Genomic DNA, 16,959 nt, shown 5'->3' with positions numbered 1-16,959 from the left:
GGGGCCCTACCATTCTGGTGGGGCCCCCTGACTTTCAGGGGTGCACGGAGTCGCTGTCCGTTCCGTGCGGCTCGTTCCCCTCGCTGCCCTGCGCGCCGCTCCCGTCCCGGTCATGCTGATGGTCGTGGCGCTCCTGGCTGTGGTCCGTCTGGTGCTTCTTGTCGCCGGTCTTGGGGTCGTTGTTCCCGTCGTGCAGGTCGTGCCGGTTACTGTCGCTCATACCCCAGCAAAGCAGCGCCACCTGAAACGCGCCCCCGCCGCGCGTGAGCGGACCTTCATGCAACGACCGGCAAAGGTGACGGCCCTCCCCCCGCGCACCGCCGCCCGGCACGGTAAAATCACCGGATGACGCGGCGCGCCGCCCACCCGCCCCGCGCCGCCCTGGAGACACACTGATGAAGGCCCACATGATCACCTACGGGTGCCAGATGAACGAGTACGACACCCACACCGTGCAGAGCCAGCTCGTGAGCCTCGGCGCGGACATGGTGCACAGCGTCGACGAAGCCGACTTCGTGCTCATCAACACCTGCGCCATTCGCGGCAGGCCCGTCAACAAGGTCCGCTCGCTGCTCGGCGACCTCCGCAAACTCAAAACCCGCCGCCCCATCGTCGTCGGCATGATGGGCTGCCTCGCGCAACTCCAGGAAGGCCAGGACATGGCCGAGGAGTACGGCGTGGACGTCCTGATCGGCCCCGGCAGCCTCCTCGAAATCGGCCGCGTCCTCGAGAACAACGAGAAATTCTGGGCGCTGAACTTCCGTGACGAACTCCACGACCACATCCCCCCGCCGCCCCCGCAGGGCACCCTGCAGGCGCACTTGACGATCATGCGTGGCTGCGATCACCACTGCACGTACTGCATCGTCCCGCAGACGCGCGGCCCGCAGGTCAGCCGCCACCCGGACAGCATCCTGCGCGAACTCGACACCCTTCTCGCCGCCGGCGTGCAGGAAGTCACGCTGCTCGGCCAGAACGTGAACGCGTACGGCTTCGATCAGGGCGCCCGCATGGCCGGCCTGCCCACCTTCGCGGACCTGCTGCGCCTGGTGGGCCGCACCGGCATTCGCCGCGTGAAGTTCACGACCAGCCACCCCATGAACTTCACCGAGGACGTCGCCATGGCCATGGCGGACACGCCCGCCATCTGCGAGTTCATTCACCTGCCCATGCAGAGCGGCAGCAACCGCGTGCTGCGCCGCATGGCCCGCGAGTACACCCGCGAGCAGTACCTGCAGCACATCGCGGACATCCGCAAGCACCTCCCGAACGCCGTGCTCAGCACGGACGTGATCGTCGGCTTCCCCGGCGAGACCGAAGAGGACTTCCAGCAGACCCTTGACCTGTATGACGAGGTCGGGTACGACCAGGCGTTCATGTTCATCTACAGCGCCCGCCCCGGCACGCCCAGCCATAAGCACTTCGAGGACCTCCCGAAGGAACTCAAGACTGAACGCCTCGGGCGGCTCGTGGAGCTTCAGAAGCAGTGGAGTCAGCGGCGCAACGCCGCCCTCGTCGGCAGCGCGCAGGAGGTGCTGCTGCGCGGCGACGCCGTCACCGAGGGCTTCCTGGAAGGGCACACGCGCGGCAACCACCCCGTGGTGGTGCCCAAAGCGCTCGGCGCGGACGCGGCCGGCGTGTACACCGCGCGCATCGAGCACGCCACGCCGCACATGATGTACGGCAAGCTCCTCGACGCGCACGGCCAGGAACTGCCGGAACTGCCGAAGCTCACGCCCGAGGCGGCCGCGATGACCAACCCCCTCCAGATGGCCTGACGCATGAACGCGCGGCCCCGAGGTCACCCTCGGGGCCGCGCGTCGGCCTTCACTGTACGCGGACGCGCACCGCCTCGGCGGCCACGCGCACGCGCTCCCCGCCTTCGCCCACGAACCCCTGGAACCAGACCTCCACGAGGTACTCCCCGGCGGGCAGCGTCAGGTTCCGCGCGAACTCGACGCTCCCGCCCGCAGGCACCTCGCGCGTCACGATGTCCTGCGCGCACAGACGCACGCCCGCCGGGTCCGGGTACACGACCTCGCGCGACCCGACCTTCAGCACGCGCACGTGCGGAGCCACCTGGCAGCCCTGCAGGCTGTCGCGGTTCGCGTTGAGCGTGAAGGCGGACGTGCCGGTGTTCTGCACGCTGAGCCGCACGGTCGCGGTGCCCGCGCCCGGCGTGGCCGTGGCCGTGAGGCGCGCGTTCTCCAGCGTGACGCGCGGCGTGAGCGGCCGGTCCAGTTCGGCGGGCGCGGTCGTCGGCGCACTGATCGGGGCCGGCGGCGTGGCGGGCACGGTGGACTGCGCGAGCGCGCCCGGCAGCAGCGCGAGCGTCAGGACGGCGCGGGTCATGAACGTCAACATGCGCCCAGCGTACGCACCCCCGCTGACGCCCGCGTGACCGGCCACGCCGGAAACCTTCACGAAGCCGCTCACGGCGCGCCGCGCAGGAAATCCTCAATCCCGTCCGCGACGGCGCCCGCAAGCTGCGCCCGGCCCGTGTCGCTCATCAGCGTGCGGAGGTTCTGCGGGTCCGTGAGGTACGCCGTTTCCACCAGCACGCTCAGCTGCCCGCTCGGCCGGGTGAGCGCCAGGTCCGCGCCCGGATGCAGCCCGTCATCCCCGAGGCCCGGAATCGCCCGCAGCCGCGCCTGAATCGCGCGCGCGAGCGGCGCGGCCTGCGCGTGCGTGTAGTACACGCCCGGACCGCGCGGACCGCGCGGGTCGCGGCCGTCCGGCAGCGCGTTCGCGTGCACGCTCACCAGCAGGTCCGCGCCGAGCGACTCCGCCAGCAGCGGCCGGTCGTACAGCGGCACGCGCTCGTCCGTGCTGCGCGTGAGGACGACGTCCGCGCCGCGCGCGCGCAACTGCTCGGCGGCGCGCAGGGTGATGTCCAGCACCAGCGTCTTTTCCGGGGTGCGCAGCGCGCCCGCGCCCCCGAACTCGCTGCCACCATGCCCGGCATCCAGCACGATCACGCGGCCGGCCAAGGGCTGCGCGGCATCCACGGCGGGAGGGCGACGCACGCTCAGGACCAGGTCCGCGGTGCTCGCGTCGTAGTTCGCTGCGAAGCCCCACAGCGCGTGCTCGGGCGTGAGGGTGAGCGTCGTGCGGTCCGGGGTGCGCGTCACGCTCAGCGTGCCCGGCACGGCCGGTACCGCGAAGGTCGCGTCCGGCTGCGTGCCGTACAGCGTGACGCGCAGCGCCGGCCCGTCGTTCGTGACCGTGAACGGCATGCGCGTCCCCAGCGGCAGCCGCAGCGTCCATTCGCCCGCTCCGCCCGGGTCCTCAACCAGGGGCGACCCGAGCGTCCCGCGCGGTGGAAACGCCGTTTCCGGCAGAAGGGCGACGTTCGCCGGGTCGATCAGCGCACTCACGCCCGGCGCGAGCCGCGCGCGCAACTGCCCCGCCACCGCGCCCGCCACCTCGAACGTCATGCCCGACCGCGGGTACAGCAGCGGGCGCCCGTCGGGCGTCTCCGCCACCGTCGTCGACGGGTTGATCGCCTGCCCGATCACCGGCGCCGTGAACACGCCCACCCGCGCCCGCCCGGCCCGCACGGTCACACGGCCCGGCGCGCCCGCCGAGACCGTGCGGCCATCCCGGCCGGTAAGGGACACGCGCACCGCTGCCCGTTCCAGCGCCTCCGCGCCACTCAGGGTGAGGCGCGCCTCGTACACGCCCGCGCGAACCTCCCGCGCCGACACCGGCGCGAGCGTCCCCACCTGCGCCGTGCCGCGCCCGCCCGGCGACCCCCGGAACGCCACGACCAGCGTCCGCTCCGCGGCCGGGTCCGCCGGGGCGTCCCACCACGCGGCGTCCGTCGTCGGCGTGACACTGCCCACCGCGATCCGCGTGGGCGTCGCGGTGGGCACGGCGGCGGGTAGCGTCCGCACGACGCGCAGCGTACGCGTCGCCTGCGCGCCGCCGCTGACCGCGACGAGCCGCAGGTCGTTCGTGCCCGCCCGCAGCGGCCACCACAGGATGAATAGGCCGTCCGGGCCCACGCTCGCCGGCGTGCCGCTAACGCTCAGCGTCGCGCCCGGCGTCACGCTCCCTTCGAGCAGCACGTGGTCGTACGAAACGCGGTGCCCGTCAGGCGGGTACGCGATGGATACGTCCGGGGCGGCGCGCGCGGCCCCCAGGGCCATGAGCGCGGCGGTGATCAGCAGAGCACGCATACCGCAGGATAAAGTGCCTGCCCCGCGGACCAACGCGCAGGGTGGGCGTCGTCCCGGGAGCGTGCACGGGCGAGGGCGCCCCGGGCGTGATCTCTGGGCCCCCTCGCTTGCCGGCGTCAGATCAGAAGCGCAGTTCGAGGCCGGCGCCGGCGCGCAGGCGACCATCGGTGTCCGCGCGCGCGGCGACGCGCAGCCCCGCGTTGAGCAGCACCGGGAAGCGCAGGCCCGCTTCCGCGAACGGTGTGACGCGTGACTCCCGCAGCAGCACCCCGGCGGACACGAACGCGTCCGTGCGGGTGAGGGGGAGGTTCAGGTCGCGCAGCGTCGCCGCGACCGAGAAGTCCGTGGTGTCCGGCGTGCCCGGCGCGGGCCACGGGCGTTCCACGCCGCCCTCAAGGCCGAGCGTACCGATGAACGGGACGGGCAGCAGCGCGAACCCGGCGTGCGCACCGAGGCTGTTCGTGTTGACGTCCACGCCGCCCCACAGCGCGGCGGCGCTCGCGGTGGGCGCGAAGGTGAGCAGGGCGGCGGTCAGGATCTTCTTCATGGCTGTTCGTCCTCCTGAAGGTCGAGGTTGTACGTCTTGCGCTGCTCCACGCGCACGCGGCCCTCCGGTTGCGCGTACGTGGCGTTGATCAGGTCTGAGCGGTGCGCCGTGAACCATGTGCGCAGCGACGGCGCCGCCGGGAACACCCGCGTGTTCAGCAGCTGTTCCGCTTCGGGGCCGCGCCCGGCCAGGATCATGTTCCCAAAGTACCCGCTGAGCGCGGAGCGGTTGTTCTCGTCGTCCGCGCCGGTCTTCGGGTTGAGGCGCGCGAGGTCACGGGCGGCGTTCTGCGCGGGCACGTACGCGTACGCGCGCGTGCGGTCCGCCAGGCGCACGCCGTCCCAGCCGAGCACGGTCAGCAGGCTTGGCGAGCCGGCGTAGCTGTAGTCGTAGTACGCGAGGCTGTCGATGCCGAGGATCATCTCGCGGTTGCCGTCGCCGTTGAGGTCCACGAACCGCCCGCCGTAGTTGCCGCCCCAGATGACCGCGAGGTTCGTGGGTGTGCCGGTGTCCGCCGTGAAGATCGCGTACGTGCTGCAGCAGTGCGCGCCGCCGCTGAAGCCGGTGAGGACCAGTTCCGGCAGGCCGCCCGGCCGCAGGGGCTCCAGGAACGCCTCGATGTTCCAGCCGGTCGCGGTGAACACGACGTCGTTGCCGCGGCGGACGACGGCGCGCGCGGTGCTGTTCGCGGCGTCCGTGCGGGGCGTAACCGTCACGGTGTACGGGCCCCACGCGAGGGGGGCGGTGCTGTTCGCGGCGGACGCACCGCCGAGCAGCAGGGTCAGGATGGCGAGGGCTCGTTTCATGCCGCTCAGCGTACGGGGAGCCCCTGACGGCCTCATGAGCGCGTGTCCAGCGCGAGCGCCAGCCCCAGCAGCCACTCATCCTGGTCGCACGGGGCAACCAGCTGCACGCCCACTGACAAGGCCCCGAGCGGGCGGGGGAGGCTGAGGGTCGGCGCGCCCAGCAGGCTCCACGGCGCCGTGAGGCGCAGCACGGCCCGGCGGACCGGCACGGTCCCTTCCGTCACGTGGAGGTCTTCCTGGTCGGGGTGCGGGGCGATGTCCGGCACGGCCGGCCCGAGCAGGACGTCCACCGCGCCGAAGGTGTCCGCCAGTTGCTGCTGGTAGGCGCCGCGCCGCGCGCGCGCCGCCGTGATGTCCGCGTCGGTGAGCTGCGCGCCCGCGCGGAGGTTCGCCTCGGTGGCGGGCGTGAAGCCCGGCGCGGCACTGGCGAGCGCACCCGCGTGGACGCGCGCGGCCTCGCTCAGGACAATGGGGGAATACGCGTCCAGCACCTCCGGGAACGGCACGCGCACGACGCTCGCGCCGAGAGCCGTCAGGCGCGCCACTTCGCGCTCCACGGTCGCCCACACCTCCGGCGTGACCCACCCCGGCACGTCCCACACCCCGACGCGCACCCCTGCCCACGCGCGCGGCGTGATGACCTGATCGGTCAGCGCCCCGTGTACGCGCGCCACCACCTGCACGTCCCGGGCGAGCGGACCGGCATGGTCGCACGTGAGGCTGAGCGGCAGCACGCCGTCCGTCGGCCACGCCGCGTGCCCCTTGGTGGGTTTGAAGCCGACGACGCCGCACCACGCGGCGGGCACACGGATGCTGCCGCCCGTGTCCGTGCCGAGCGCGAAGTCCACCTCGCCGGTGGCGACGCTCACAGCCGCGCCGCTGCTCGACCCGCCGGCCACGCGGGTGGCGTCCAGGGGGTTGCGGGTGCCGCCGAAGGCGTTCGCGCCGGTCACGCCGAGCGCCACCTCATGCAGGTGCGTCTTGCCGACCAGCGTGGCGCCCAGGGCGCGCAGGTGTGCCACCAGCGGGCTGGGCGCCACGGCGGGCAGGGCCGCGCGGGAACTGCCGCCGAGCGGCCAGCCGGGCACGCCGTACAGGTCCTTGGCGCTGAAGGTCAGGTCCGCGAGGGGCCCACCCGGGGCGCCCCGCAGGGGCGTGGCGGGGCGGTACGCCCACGCGCCGAACACGTCATTCGTCATGCCCGGAGTCTACCGGCCCGCGCGGGAACGACCCGCGCCGCGCGCCCGTACTGGCAGCATGCGCACTTCACGTCGCCGTTCCCGACGCCGAACCCATCACCGTTGGCTGGAGGTCGCCGGGGAGGTCCTGCTGGACGGCTTCGAGGTGGTCTGGTTCGTGCTGACGTTGCCGCTGCGGCTGATCGGCTGGGTGCTGCACGCCCTGCTGGACAGTTCGCCCTGAGGTCAGGGCAGGATGGCGGGTTCCTGCAGCACGCCCTGCACGAGCGTGTACGGACCGAACGTCGGTCGGCCCAGCGGCCCCGCGTCCACGGTGAAGGTGCCGTCCACGCGGTACGCGACCTGCTGCCCGCGCGCGACGCGCAGGAACACGCCGGCGTTCGCGAACGTGATGGGCAGCGTCACGACCGCTTGCTGCCGCGCCTCACCGCGCGCAGGCAGGGCGATGTTCGGGAAGTCCACGTGGCCCACGTCCTCCCCGTCCAGCGTGACGGCCCCGCCGATGTTCGCGACGCGCAGCGGCAGCGGGTTCGGGTTCTGCACGCGCAGCGCGATGGTCAGGGTGGCGGTGGCGGGGCGGCCCCCGCCGGGCAGCGTGATGCTCGTGAGGCGGGCCCCGTCCACCTGGAAGGTCGGGACTTGCAGCAGCGGCTGGCCGGGCACGCAGGCGCTGAGCGTCGCAGCGAGCACGGCGAACGCCGGAAGCAGGAGGCGTTTCATGGCCCGAGTGTACCGGGCACGCCCGGCGCGTGCCTGACGCGCACCTGATGCGCTTGGCGCGTGCGTGACGTCTGCTACGCTGCGCCCGTGAAGACCTTGCACCTGATGACGACCCTCGCGCTGCTCGGCAGCGGCGGCGCGGGGGCCGTGGGCCTGGAACTGAGCGCGGCGTCCCCCCTGACCCTGCGCGCCGCCGTAACCGACCTGCGTCTGGGGAATGTGACCGCCGGGTTCGGCGTGAGCAACCGCGCCGCCGACGCGCACGTGACCTTCGGCGTGGATCTTCCCGCAGTGGGCGGCGTGTCGTCCCGCACGGACGCGGCGTTTGCGTTCGGGCAGGGGTACCGGCTGGGTACCGCCGTGAACGCGGCGCTCGGGCCGGTGGCGCTGGGCGTGACGCTGAGCGGCTGGACGGTGGGCGCGGCGCGGGTGGAGCCCCTGGTCGCGTGGGCGGAAGCGCCGGTGGACCTGCGCGCGCGCGGCTGGGCGCTCGACGCGAACGCCCGCTACCGCGTGAACCGCGATGTGATCCTGAATGTCAGCGGCAGCGTGGGCGGCCAGCCGAACGTCGCGGCGTTCGGCGAGTGGCGCCGCGGGGACCTGAGCTACCGCCTGGGCGGACGCGCAGGCGCCGGCGTCCTGGGCGTGACGGGCGGGGTCACGTGGCGCGCGTCCGACACGGTGACGCTCGCGGCGGACGCGCTGATCGGGCCGGGCACGGACGAGCGCGGCCTGAGCGGCAGTCTGAGCGTCGCCGACGTGCTCGGTGAGGGCAGCAGCGTACGTCTGTACGGCGTGTACGAGCCGTGGCGGTACGTGAGCCTGCCCGCCCGGTACGGCGCGGAAGTGACCGTGCCCACCCCGAACGGCGAGGTCAGCGTGGACGCCCGCGGGGGTTCGGGTGGCCTCGGCGTGCGCGGCACGGTCCGGTTCAACGTCGGCCGCGAATGAGTGGCGCGCGTGGCGGGTGGGGAGCTCCCCACCCGCCACGCGCGTTCATCGTGTGCGTCGTCACGGCGCGTGAAAACCCGGTCAGGCGCGCGCGGTCCTTCTCATGCGGGGTCACTCGATACTGCGAGGCATGAAGAGAACCCTGACTCTCACGCTTGCGGTGGCGGCCTGCGGCAGCCTCGCGAGTGCACAAACGGCCAAGGACATCATCAGCCGCGTGGACGCCGCGCAGAAGAACGCGCGTGACGTCAGCTTCAAGGTGAGCGGCACCGCGAACGTGGAAAGCAGCAGCCAGAAGATCGACTTTGACGTGAAGGCCATTCCGGCGCAGTCGCTGGCCCGCGTGACCTTCAACGCCCCGGACAGCCTCGCGGACAACGTGATCGTCGCGGACAAGCAGACGGTCCGCAACTATCTGTACCTCACGAACCAGATCACCGAGACGCCGCTGAACAAGGCGGCGGGGCAGGCGGGCCTGGGCGGCGTGGACTTCACGCAGCTGACGAACACGGCGGCGCTGCTGCGCAACTACGACGTGAAACTGGTCGGCACGACCTCGTCGGGCGGTGCGAAGCTCTACCAGCTCGAGGCGAGCATGGGCGGCGCGGGCGACCGGACGCGTGTGTGGATCACGGACGCCGGGTGGCGCCCCACGCGTGTGCAGGTGCTGAGCACAGGCGGGAAGGTCGTCGCGGACCTGAACGTCACGAACTACAAGGTGAACGCGGGCCTGACGGTGACGGCGCTGCGCTCGTTGCCGAAGGACGCGCAGGTCATCCGCCGCTGAGGCGGAGCGCCGACACCAAGGAGGGCCACCTGAAACCGGGTGGCCCTCCTTGGTGTGTCAATGATGCGCGCCCACCGACTGCTCGGTGGGCGCGGGCGTTCCGTGTCGATGCGGTGAACGCCGGTTACAGGACGCGGCGGGCGCCGACGTAGCGGGTGGCCCAGTAGGTGCTGTTCATCTTCTCGATGATGGTGCGGCCCTGGTAGCTGTTGGCGTTCGCGAATTCGCCGTTGCCGAGGTAGATGCCCACGTGCGAGACGCCGGCGCCGGTGGTGTTGAAGAACACGAGGTCGCCGCTGCGCAGGTCGCCGCGGGGCACGGAGCGGCCCACGCCGAACTGGCTGCGGGCGGTGCGGGGGAGGTTCACACCGAGCTGTTTGAAGACGGCCTGCGTGTAGCCGCTGCAGTCGATGCCGCGGGCGCTGGTGCCGCCCAGGACGTAACGGATGTTGAGGTAGCGGCTGGCGGCGGTGCGGATGACGGCGTTGCCGTTCGCGGGGGCCGGTTTGGCCGCGGCCTGGGGGGCGCTGGCGGTGGCGGTGGCGCCGCTGACCTTGAGCTTCTGGCCGACCTGGATGGTGGTGCTGTTCAGGCCGTTGAGCTTCATCAGGGCGACGGGGTCCATTTTGTTGACCTGCGCGACTTTATACAGCGTGTCGCCGGGTTTGACGGTGTAGGTGGAGGCGGCGTGAGCAGCGCTGGAGACAGCGGCGACCGCGAGGATCAAAGCACGGAACGTTTTCATCGACACAGGAAGTTTAACATGGCTTAATTTATTCGGCCTTAATTGATGGTCAAAGCCACGAAATTTATGCACCAATACGCTGTTTATGCGCGCTTCCGGAACGTTTCAGGAACGTGACCTCTCATGCTTATCACGGCGGGTAGAGCGGGGTCAAAAGGGGAAAACACCCTCCAGAACGCTCTTTTTTGGATTAACGTTTGTTTACGTTCTCTCATAAAAATGACATTCATTCATAGTACGGGTTCTTCACAAATCAGGCTCGCGTCAGCCGAAGGCTCCCAGGTATACACGCAGACCGCCCGGGTATACTGCCGCCAAGGCTGCGCGCCCACACCCCCAGCGAGAGGACACCCGCATGAAGGAACTGCTGACCACCGAACAGATCCTGCAAGGCCTCAAACACTACCGCCGCATCGCCCGCCAGGACATGCTGCGCGCGTCCGAAACGCCCCACCCCGATGCGTTCCTCACCCATGCCGAACAACGCCGCGCCGTTTACACCGAACTCGGCACGCTCGCCGAAACCGCCGCGCCCGACGAAGTCATCACGCACGCCATCACGCTCTACAAGGCCTTGCCCTTCGTCACCGGCACGCCCGAACACGAGCACCCGGACATCAAAGGCCGCGAAAACGCCCTCGAGAACTTCTTCCTGATGGTCGGCCTCGACCCCAAGGTCCGCCGCGAAGCCCGCAGCGCCCGCAGCAAACTCGGGAGTCCCGCCGCCACGGAATGACCCGCCGCCGCGCCATCGCCGACCTCGAAGCCACCGCCCGGGGCTGCACCGCCTGCCGCCTGCGCGCCACCTGCACCCAGGTCGTCGTCGCCGACGGCAACCCCGACGCGCCCCTGCTGATCCTCGGCGAAGGCCCCGGCGGCGACGAGGACCGCCTCGGCCGCCCCTTCGTGGGCCGCGCCGGCCAACTGCTCGACAAGATCCTCGGCGCCGTCGGCCTCACCCGCGACGACGCCTACATCAGCAACATCGTCAAATGCCGACCACCAGCCAACCGCACGCCCGAACCCGACGAAATCGAGGTGTGCACCCGCCTGTGGCTCAGCGGGCAGCTCGCGCTGCTGCGCCCCCGCGTCATCGTCACGCTCGGCAACGTCCCCACGCAGTACATGCTCGGCACCCGCACCGGCATCACCCGCACGCGCGGTCAGTGGTACACCTACGCGCAGGCGGAGCGCCTGTGGACCGCGCCGCTCCTGCCGATGTTCCACCCCGCCTACCTGCTCCGCAACGACACCCGCGCGCCCGGCGGCCCCAAAAGCCTCACGTGGCGTGACATCCAGGCCGTGAAAGCCGCCCTTGACGGCGCGCCCACCCCGGACGCCAACGAGCGCCCGCCCGACGCCGCCCAGACCCGCCTGCTCTGAACGCCCCCGGACCTGCGCAGCAGGCGTTATCCTGCGCGCATGTCCAGCCCTGAATTCATGGGACTCGTCCAGAGCCTGCAGGCCTCCGCCGAAGCGGCCCTCGGCGACCTGAACGCCGCCAGCGCCCTCGCCCGCCGCGACGGCCTCGGCGTCAGCGACGAACGCGCCCGCCAGGTCGCACAGCGCAGCCTGAACCTCCTCGTCACCCTCGCCGAGAAAACCCGCGGCAACCTCACCTTCGACGAGGCCGACGTCCTCACGAACGCCATCCACGCGCTCCGCACCCGCCTCGGCAACTGATGCGCGCCGTCCTGCAACGCGTCAGCGGCGCCCGCGTCACCGTCGGTGAGCGCGTCACCGGCCAGATCGACCGTGGCTTCCTGATCCTGCTCGGCGTCGCCCCCGGCGACACGCCCGCGCACGCCGACACCCTCGCCGCGAAAATCACCAAGCTGCGCGTGTTCAGCGACGACGCCGGCAAGATGAACCTCAACGTCCACGACGCCGGCGGCGCCATCCTCAGCGTCAGCCAGTTCACGCTGTACGCCGACACGCGCCGCGGCAACCGCCCCAGCTTCACGGGCGCCGCCGCGCCCGATCACGCCCGCGCGCTGTACGCGCACTTCAACGGGGCCCTGCGCGCGCACGGCCTCACCGTCGAAGAAGGCGAGTTCGGCGCGGACATGCAGGTCAGCCTCGTCAACGACGGCCCCGTCACGCTCCTCCTCGACACCGACGCGCCCTGACGGCTCAGCCCCACGGCCGGGCGAACGCCCGGCACGTTTTTCATGCGCGCCCGGTATGCTGCGCGCCATGAAACGCCCCCTCGCCGTCGCTGCGCTGCTCGGCGCCCTCACCGTCGCCGCCGCGGCCGGCACGTACACCGTTCAGCCCGGCGACACGCTCTACCGCATCGCCACGCGCGCCGGCGTCAGCGTCGACGCGCTGCGCGCCGCCAACGACCTGCCCGGGGACACTATCAGCGTCGGGCAGACCCTCAAGCTGCCCGACGCTGCCGCCCCGGGCGCTCCGGGCCGCCCCCCCGGCGCCCCCGCGTCCACGCCCCCCCGCACGCCCGCCGCGCCCATCGCCACGCAGCGCGTCGGCGGCGTCACCGTCCGCACGCCCACCAGCCTGCGCGCCGGCGAGGCCTTCACTGTGCGTCTGAGCGGCACGGACGCCGCGCGCGCCACCGTCCGCTTCCCCAGCGAGGTCGGCGAGGACGTCCGCGCCCCCAACGAGGCCCTCACGCCGTTCGGCGCCGCTGGCGAGTACAGCGTCCTCGGGCGCGTCGTGCTCGGCAAGACCACCCCCGTCACCTACGAAATCAAGGTCGGCGACGCCACCCTGCGCGGCAGCATCCCCGTCACGGGCCTCTCGCAGCGCGTCCAGAACCTCAACCTGCCGCCCAACATCAGCAAGAAACTCACCGACCCCGGCAAGGCCGCCGAGGACGCCGCCGTCAACAAAGCCTACGAACGCCGCACCCCGCAGGCATGGACCCGGCCGTTCCAGCCGGCCCTGCGCACCAGCGCCGTTGCCAGCAGCTTCGGGCAGCCGCGCACGTACGTCGCGGGCGGTCCCGTCCTGTACCACTACGGCCTCGACTACCCCGCCCGGACCGGCACGCCCGTCACCGCCGTAAACGACGGTACCGTCGTCCTCGCCGGCACGTACCCGGTGCGCGGCGGCCTCGTCGTCATCGACCACGGCGCGGGCGTCACCAGCCTGTACTTCCACCAGAGCAAACTCCTCGTGAAGGTCGGCCAGAAGGTCACGCGCGGGCAGCAGATCGGCCTGGTCGGCACCACCGGCCTGTCCAACGGCCCGCACTTGCACCTCGAACTGCGCGTGCGCGGCGAAGCCACCGACGCCCGTGACTGGTACAACCGCCTGCTCCCCTGACATGCCCACCGCGCACCCCTTCCTGCACCACCCCGACCCCCTCACGCGCGAGATCGCCCGCGGCTACGCCACCGGCGCGTTCCTGATGGACAACGGCGACGGCCTGCAGTGGTACACCACCCCCGAACGCGCCCTGGTACCGCTCGGCGACGCCCTGCACGTCCCCCGCAGCCTGCGCCGCCACCTGACCCGCTTCGACGTGCACGTGGACCGCGATTTCGACGGCGTCCTCGACGGCTGCCGCGCCCGCGAGGAAACCTGGATCAGCGACGAACTCGCCGACATCTACCGCCACCTGCACGGCACCGGCCTCGCGCGCAGCTTCGAGACGTGGCAGGACGGCCGCCTCGCCGGCGGCGTCCTGGGCCTCGCCCTCGGCGGCGCGTTCATCGGCGAGACGATGTTCCACGCCGTCACGCACGCCAGCAAGGTCGCGCTCGTGCACCTCGCCCGCGCCCTGCACGGCGGCGGCTTCACGCTGCTCGACGCGCAGATCCAGAACCCGCATCTCGCCCGTTTCGGCACGACCGAAATCAGCAGCGACACCTACCAGCAGACCCTGCAGGACGCCCTCACGCGCGACGCGACGCTGCGCGCCCCCGAACCGCCTCAATCGTGGCCGTTCGCCCCCCACACGCCCCCCGCGTGACATTATCCTGATCCCATGCCCGAACAGTCCGTCGCGGACGCGCCGCCTGCCCTCAGCGAACGCCTGCAAGACGTCACCGAGGCGCTCGCCGCCGCGCGCACTGCCGACGACGTGTACCGCGTGGTCCTGCACCCGGCCCTCGACGCCCTGAACGCCATCGCCGGCGCCGTGCTGCTCGTGAACGACGCCGGGGACACCCTCAGCATGGCCGCGCGCCAGGGCTACCCCCAGGACGCCCAGACCATCTGGCAGGACGGCCCGGTGCAGGTGAACATCCCCGCCGGCGACGCCCTCCTGCACCGCCACGCCCTGTTCTACGAGCACCGCGACGCCCTGCTGCACGACTACCCCGAACTGGAAGCCCGCACCGGCAGCGTCGCGCCCGTCGCCACGAGCGTGCTGCCGATGTTCCTCGACGAGCGTCCCCTCGGCGTGCTGGTCCTCGACTTCAAGGAACCGCACGACTTCACCGCCGAGGAGCGGCGCTTCCTGCGCACCCTCGCCGCCCAGTGCGCCCTCGCGCTCGGCCGCGCGCGCCTCCTGAACGAACTCACCACCGAACTCGAAATGCGCCGCGCCACCGAACGCGAACTGCAGTCCAGCGAAACCCGCTTCCGGCGCCTCGTGGAAGCCAGCCCCGTGGGCATTGCCGCCGGGGACATCAACGGACGCCTGATCCTCGTGAACGACGCGTACCTGCACTTGCTCGGCTATACCCGCGACGACTTCGACCAGGGACGCATCGACTGGGCGTCTCTCACCCCCGAGGAGTACCGCGAAGCCGACGATCGCGCCTTCCAGCAGGCCTTCCGGGACGGCGCGTCCGACCAGTACGAAAAGGAGATGCTCACCCGCACCGGCGAGCGCCTCCCCCTGAGCCTGATCCTCATGCGCTACGAGGAACGCGGCCAGCAGCTCGTCGTCGGGTACCTGCAGGACCTGCGCGCCCACAGAGCCGCGCAGCGCACCCTCGAAGAGCAGCGCGGACACCTCGAGGCCAAAGTCCGCGAGCGCACCGCCGAACTCGAAGCGCGCACGCGCGCACTCGAAAGCTTCGCGGAACTCACCCGCGACCTCGCCACCGAAACCGACCCGAGCGTCCTCGTGCGCCGCGCGCAGGAAATCGTCCTCGGCCTCCTCCCCGAAGGCCTCGCCGTGTACTACGAACCGCGCAGGCAGCTCTGGCACGCCGCCGTGCAGACCGGCGACCTCGGCAACGCCGACCTGCAGCGCGCCATCAACGCCGGCCTGCCCTTCGAGACCACCCGGAACCTCCTCACGCCGTGGCGCACCCGGCAGGGGTACTACCAGGACCACTACGATCCCACCACCGACGACCTCGGCGAGCGCGTCGCGCACATCGGCGCGTCCGCCTCGCTGCCGCTGCTCGTGCATGGCCGCGTTCAGGGCGTGTTCGTGATCGCCCTGTTCCGCCAGCACCGTTGGTCCACCACGGACCGCGCCGTTCTCGAAACGGCCGTGCACAGCCTCGGCCTCGCCCTCGAACGCGCCGAGAGCATCGCGCACCTCGAGCAGCGCACCCAGGAGGTCAGCCGCTGGCGTGAACGCTACGAGGTCGCCGTGAACGGCTCCGGGCACCTCCTGTACGACTGGAACCCCACCACCGACCAGATCGTGTACGGCGGCGCGGTGCGCGCCATCACCGGCTACGCCCCCGACGACCTCGCCGGCAACCTCAGCGACTGGACGGAACGCCTCATCCACCCGGACGACCGGGACGCCTTCAACACCGAAATCGCGCGCGTCATCGAGCACAGCGACACCTTCCACCTGGAGTTCCGCATCGTCCGGCAGGACGGCAGCGTCCGCGAAGTGCAGGACGACGGGTACTTCATGCGCGGCCCCGACGGTCAGGTCACGCACATGGTCGGCTTCGTGAACGACGTCACCGAACAGCGCCGCACCGAACGCGAACTGCGCGCCGCCCTGCGCTTCAACGAACTGATCCTGAACAACATGGGCGAAGGCCTCACCGGCATGGACACCCAGGGCCGCACCACCTTCGCGAACCCCGCCGCGCTGCGCATGCTCGGGTACACCCCCGAGGAATTCATCGGCGTGCCGCAGCACGAACTCATTCACCACACCCGCCCGGACGGTACGCCGTACCCGGCAGAAGCCTGCCACATCTACGCGGCCTTCACGGACGGCCAGGTGCACCACGTGGACGACGAGGTGTTCTGGCGCCGCGACGGCAGCGCCGTGCCCGTCGACTACACCAGCACGCCCATCCGCAATGAACACGGGCACATCGAGGGGGCCGTGCTGAGCTTCCGCGACATCACCGCCCGCCGCAGCGCCGAAGCGGACCTGCGGCGCAGCAACGAGGAACTGCGGCGCAGCAACCGGGAACTGGAACAGTTCGCGTACATCGCCAGCCACGACCTGCAGGCGCCTGCGCGCGCCGTCACGAGTTTCGCGGACATCATCGCGCGCCGCTACGCGCACGTCCTCGACGAGCGCGGCCTCACGTACCTGCGGCAGATCACCGAGGGCGGGCAGCACATGAAACGCCTCGTGGACGACCTGCTGACCTTCTCGCGCGTGCACACGCTGCAACGCCCACCCGAACGCGTCCACAGCGCCAGCATCTTCAGCGCTGTCCTCGCGCGTCTGAGTGGCGACCTGGAGGCCAGCGGCGCGCAGGTCACCGCCGGTCCACTGCCGGACGTGCTCGCGGACGCCTCGCAGCTCGACCAGGTGCTGCAGAACCTCATCCTGAACGGCGTGAAGTACCGCCGCGAGGACGTGGCGCCGCGCCTGCACGTGAGCGCGCAGCCGGACGGGCCCATGTGGCACTTCCTGGTGCAGGACAACGGCATCGGCATCGAGGAAGCGTACTTCGAGCGGATCTTCGAGATCTTCCAGCGGCTCCACACCCGCGACCAGTACGAGGGCACCGGCATTGGCCTCGCGGTGTGCAAGAAGATCATCGAGCGGCACGGCGGACGCCTGTGGGTCACCAGCACGCCCGGCGAGGGCAGCACCTTCCACTTCACGCTGCCGCGCGCCTGAACGGCCCCGGCGCGCGGTGGGGGAGTGCCTCAGGTCCCCTGCCCTAGACA

At 71.3% G+C, this 16,959-nt stretch carries 19 protein-coding genes; 11 read left to right on the top strand and 8 right to left on the bottom strand.

Annotated elements, in window-relative coordinates; genetic code table 11:
• Window positions 1-34 precede the first annotated feature (34 nt).
• A complete protein-coding gene (locus DEIMA_RS11300; protein ID WP_013557392.1) occupies window positions 35-220 on the bottom strand; it encodes a hypothetical protein in 186 nt (61 codons plus the stop codon).
• Window positions 221-395: 175 nt separating this feature from the next.
• Between DEIMA_RS11300 and miaB the strand changes: the two genes are divergently transcribed.
• The gene (miaB, locus tag DEIMA_RS11295; protein ID WP_013557391.1) at window positions 396-1,778 is read left to right on the top strand and encodes a tRNA (N6-isopentenyl adenosine(37)-C2)-methylthiotransferase MiaB; all 1,383 of its coding nucleotides are present in this window, start codon (window positions 396-398) and stop codon (window positions 1,776-1,778) included.
• A 49-nt stretch (window positions 1,779-1,827) separates the two neighbouring features.
• Here miaB and DEIMA_RS11290 read toward each other — a convergent pair whose 3' ends face one another.
• The 5 genes from DEIMA_RS11290 to DEIMA_RS11270 form a co-directional block, all read right to left on the bottom strand.
• On the bottom strand, window positions 1,828-2,364 hold the full coding sequence (locus DEIMA_RS11290) for a hypothetical protein (protein WP_052303309.1): 537 nt from the start codon (window positions 2,362-2,364) through the stop codon (window positions 1,828-1,830).
• A gap of 68 nt (window positions 2,365-2,432) precedes the next feature.
• Window positions 2,433-4,181, bottom strand: a complete 1,749-nt coding sequence (locus tag DEIMA_RS11285) for an N-acetylmuramoyl-L-alanine amidase (RefSeq protein ID WP_013557389.1) — start codon at window positions 4,179-4,181, stop codon at window positions 2,433-2,435.
• 121 nt (window positions 4,182-4,302) lie between these two features.
• Entirely contained in the window at window positions 4,303-4,728 is a 426-nt protein-coding gene (locus DEIMA_RS11280; protein ID WP_013557388.1) for a hypothetical protein, read from the bottom strand.
• Window positions 4,725-5,534 (bottom strand): hypothetical protein, encoded by an 810-nt coding sequence (locus DEIMA_RS11275; protein ID WP_013557387.1) that lies wholly within the window; start codon window positions 5,532-5,534, stop codon window positions 4,725-4,727. The genes DEIMA_RS11280 and DEIMA_RS11275 overlap by 4 nt, the downstream gene beginning before the upstream one ends.
• A 32-nt stretch (window positions 5,535-5,566) precedes the next feature.
• Window positions 5,567-6,733 carry an amidase gene (locus tag DEIMA_RS11270; RefSeq protein ID WP_013557386.1) on the bottom strand — a complete coding sequence of 389 codons (1,167 nt, stop codon included), beginning with the start codon at window positions 6,731-6,733 and terminating at the stop codon, window positions 5,567-5,569.
• Between the two features lie 58 nt (window positions 6,734-6,791).
• Here DEIMA_RS11270 and DEIMA_RS18290 point away from each other — a divergent pair, with 58 nt between their 5' ends.
• Window positions 6,792-6,956: a hypothetical protein gene (locus DEIMA_RS18290; protein ID WP_013557385.1), complete on the top strand. Its 165-nt coding sequence runs from the start codon at window positions 6,792-6,794 to the stop codon at window positions 6,954-6,956.
• 2 nt (window positions 6,957-6,958) lie between these two features.
• Here DEIMA_RS18290 and DEIMA_RS11265 read toward each other — a convergent pair whose 3' ends face one another.
• Window positions 6,959-7,453, bottom strand: coding sequence for an LEA/WHy family protein (locus DEIMA_RS11265; RefSeq protein ID WP_013557384.1), 495 nt, complete (start codon window positions 7,451-7,453; stop codon window positions 6,959-6,961).
• An 87-nt stretch (window positions 7,454-7,540) separates the two neighbouring features.
• On the opposite strand from DEIMA_RS11265, the gene DEIMA_RS11260 reads away from it, so the two are divergent.
• Together DEIMA_RS11260 and DEIMA_RS11255 are read left to right on the top strand one after the other, a co-directional pair.
• Window positions 7,541-8,404: a hypothetical protein gene (locus DEIMA_RS11260; RefSeq protein ID WP_052303308.1), complete on the top strand. Its 864-nt coding sequence runs from the start codon at window positions 7,541-7,543 to the stop codon at window positions 8,402-8,404.
• Between the two features lie 130 nt (window positions 8,405-8,534).
• Window positions 8,535-9,191 (top strand): outer membrane lipoprotein carrier protein LolA, encoded by a 657-nt coding sequence (locus DEIMA_RS11255; protein WP_013557382.1) that lies wholly within the window; start codon window positions 8,535-8,537, stop codon window positions 9,189-9,191.
• A gap of 124 nt (window positions 9,192-9,315) precedes the next feature.
• Here DEIMA_RS11255 and DEIMA_RS11250 read toward each other — a convergent pair whose 3' ends face one another.
• Complete coding sequence (locus tag DEIMA_RS11250; RefSeq protein WP_013557381.1) at window positions 9,316-9,936, bottom strand: LysM peptidoglycan-binding domain-containing C40 family peptidase; 621 nt, start codon at window positions 9,934-9,936, stop codon at window positions 9,316-9,318.
• Between the two features lie 355 nt (window positions 9,937-10,291).
• Here DEIMA_RS11250 and DEIMA_RS11245 point away from each other — a divergent pair, with 355 nt between their 5' ends.
• The 7 genes from DEIMA_RS11245 (at window position 10,292) to DEIMA_RS11215 (ending at window position 16,909) form a co-directional block, all read left to right on the top strand.
• Window positions 10,292-10,672 (top strand): hypothetical protein, encoded by a 381-nt coding sequence (locus DEIMA_RS11245; RefSeq protein ID WP_013557380.1) that lies wholly within the window; start codon window positions 10,292-10,294, stop codon window positions 10,670-10,672.
• On the top strand, window positions 10,669-11,319 hold the full coding sequence (locus DEIMA_RS11240) for a uracil-DNA glycosylase (protein ID WP_013557379.1): 651 nt from the start codon (window positions 10,669-10,671) through the stop codon (window positions 11,317-11,319). The genes DEIMA_RS11245 and DEIMA_RS11240 overlap by 4 nt, the downstream gene beginning before the upstream one ends.
• A 39-nt stretch (window positions 11,320-11,358) precedes the next feature.
• A complete protein-coding gene (locus DEIMA_RS11235; protein WP_013557378.1) occupies window positions 11,359-11,619 on the top strand; it encodes a DUF1844 domain-containing protein in 261 nt (86 codons plus the stop codon).
• Entirely contained in the window at window positions 11,619-12,065 is a 447-nt protein-coding gene (gene dtd, locus DEIMA_RS11230) for a D-aminoacyl-tRNA deacylase (RefSeq protein ID WP_013557377.1), read from the top strand. The genes DEIMA_RS11235 and dtd overlap by 1 nt, the downstream gene beginning before the upstream one ends.
• A gap of 67 nt (window positions 12,066-12,132) precedes the next feature.
• A complete protein-coding gene (locus DEIMA_RS11225; RefSeq protein ID WP_013557376.1) occupies window positions 12,133-13,224 on the top strand; it encodes a M23 family metallopeptidase in 1,092 nt (363 codons plus the stop codon).
• 1 nt (window position 13,225) lies between these two features.
• Window positions 13,226-13,873 (top strand): leucyl/phenylalanyl-tRNA--protein transferase, encoded by a 648-nt coding sequence (gene aat, locus DEIMA_RS11220; RefSeq protein WP_013557375.1) that lies wholly within the window; start codon window positions 13,226-13,228, stop codon window positions 13,871-13,873.
• A gap of 15 nt (window positions 13,874-13,888) precedes the next feature.
• Window positions 13,889-16,909, top strand: coding sequence for a PAS domain S-box protein (locus DEIMA_RS11215; protein ID WP_013557374.1), 3,021 nt, complete (start codon window positions 13,889-13,891; stop codon window positions 16,907-16,909).
• Window positions 16,910-16,959: the final 50 nt, after the last annotated feature.

This window comes from Deinococcus maricopensis DSM 21211 (assembly GCF_000186385.1).
Classification (GTDB): Bacteria; Deinococcota; Deinococci; order Deinococcales; family Deinococcaceae; genus Deinococcus_B; species Deinococcus_B maricopensis.
The sequence above is the reverse complement of the archived record's forward strand: the minus strand, read 5'-3'. Positions and strand labels throughout refer to the sequence as shown.

Coding starts and splice junctions, on each gene's coding strand:
- DEIMA_RS11300 (WP_013557392.1), bottom strand. CDS start 220: ATGAGCGACAGTAACCGGCACGACCTGCACGACGGGAACAACGACCCC.
- miaB (WP_013557391.1), top strand. CDS start 396: ATGAAGGCCCACATGATCACCTACGGGTGCCAGATGAACGAGTACGAC.
- DEIMA_RS11290 (WP_052303309.1), bottom strand. CDS start 2,364: ATGTTGACGTTCATGACCCGCGCCGTCCTGACGCTCGCGCTGCTGCCG.
- DEIMA_RS11285 (WP_013557389.1), bottom strand. CDS start 4,181: ATGCGTGCTCTGCTGATCACCGCCGCGCTCATGGCCCTGGGGGCCGCG.
- DEIMA_RS11280 (WP_013557388.1), bottom strand. CDS start 4,728: ATGAAGAAGATCCTGACCGCCGCCCTGCTCACCTTCGCGCCCACCGCG.
- DEIMA_RS11275 (WP_013557387.1), bottom strand. CDS start 5,534: ATGAAACGAGCCCTCGCCATCCTGACCCTGCTGCTCGGCGGTGCGTCC.
- DEIMA_RS11270 (WP_013557386.1), bottom strand. CDS start 6,733: ATGACGAATGACGTGTTCGGCGCGTGGGCGTACCGCCCCGCCACGCCC.
- DEIMA_RS18290 (WP_013557385.1), top strand. CDS start 6,792: ATGCGCACTTCACGTCGCCGTTCCCGACGCCGAACCCATCACCGTTGG.
- DEIMA_RS11265 (WP_013557384.1), bottom strand. CDS start 7,453: ATGAAACGCCTCCTGCTTCCGGCGTTCGCCGTGCTCGCTGCGACGCTC.
- DEIMA_RS11255 (WP_013557382.1), top strand. CDS start 8,535: ATGAAGAGAACCCTGACTCTCACGCTTGCGGTGGCGGCCTGCGGCAGC.
- DEIMA_RS11250 (WP_013557381.1), bottom strand. CDS start 9,936: ATGAAAACGTTCCGTGCTTTGATCCTCGCGGTCGCCGCTGTCTCCAGC.
- DEIMA_RS11245 (WP_013557380.1), top strand. CDS start 10,292: ATGAAGGAACTGCTGACCACCGAACAGATCCTGCAAGGCCTCAAACAC.
- DEIMA_RS11240 (WP_013557379.1), top strand. CDS start 10,669: ATGACCCGCCGCCGCGCCATCGCCGACCTCGAAGCCACCGCCCGGGGC.
- DEIMA_RS11235 (WP_013557378.1), top strand. CDS start 11,359: ATGTCCAGCCCTGAATTCATGGGACTCGTCCAGAGCCTGCAGGCCTCC.
- dtd (WP_013557377.1), top strand. CDS start 11,619: ATGCGCGCCGTCCTGCAACGCGTCAGCGGCGCCCGCGTCACCGTCGGT.
- DEIMA_RS11225 (WP_013557376.1), top strand. CDS start 12,133: ATGAAACGCCCCCTCGCCGTCGCTGCGCTGCTCGGCGCCCTCACCGTC.
- aat (WP_013557375.1), top strand. CDS start 13,226: ATGCCCACCGCGCACCCCTTCCTGCACCACCCCGACCCCCTCACGCGC.
- DEIMA_RS11215 (WP_013557374.1), top strand. CDS start 13,889: ATGCCCGAACAGTCCGTCGCGGACGCGCCGCCTGCCCTCAGCGAACGC.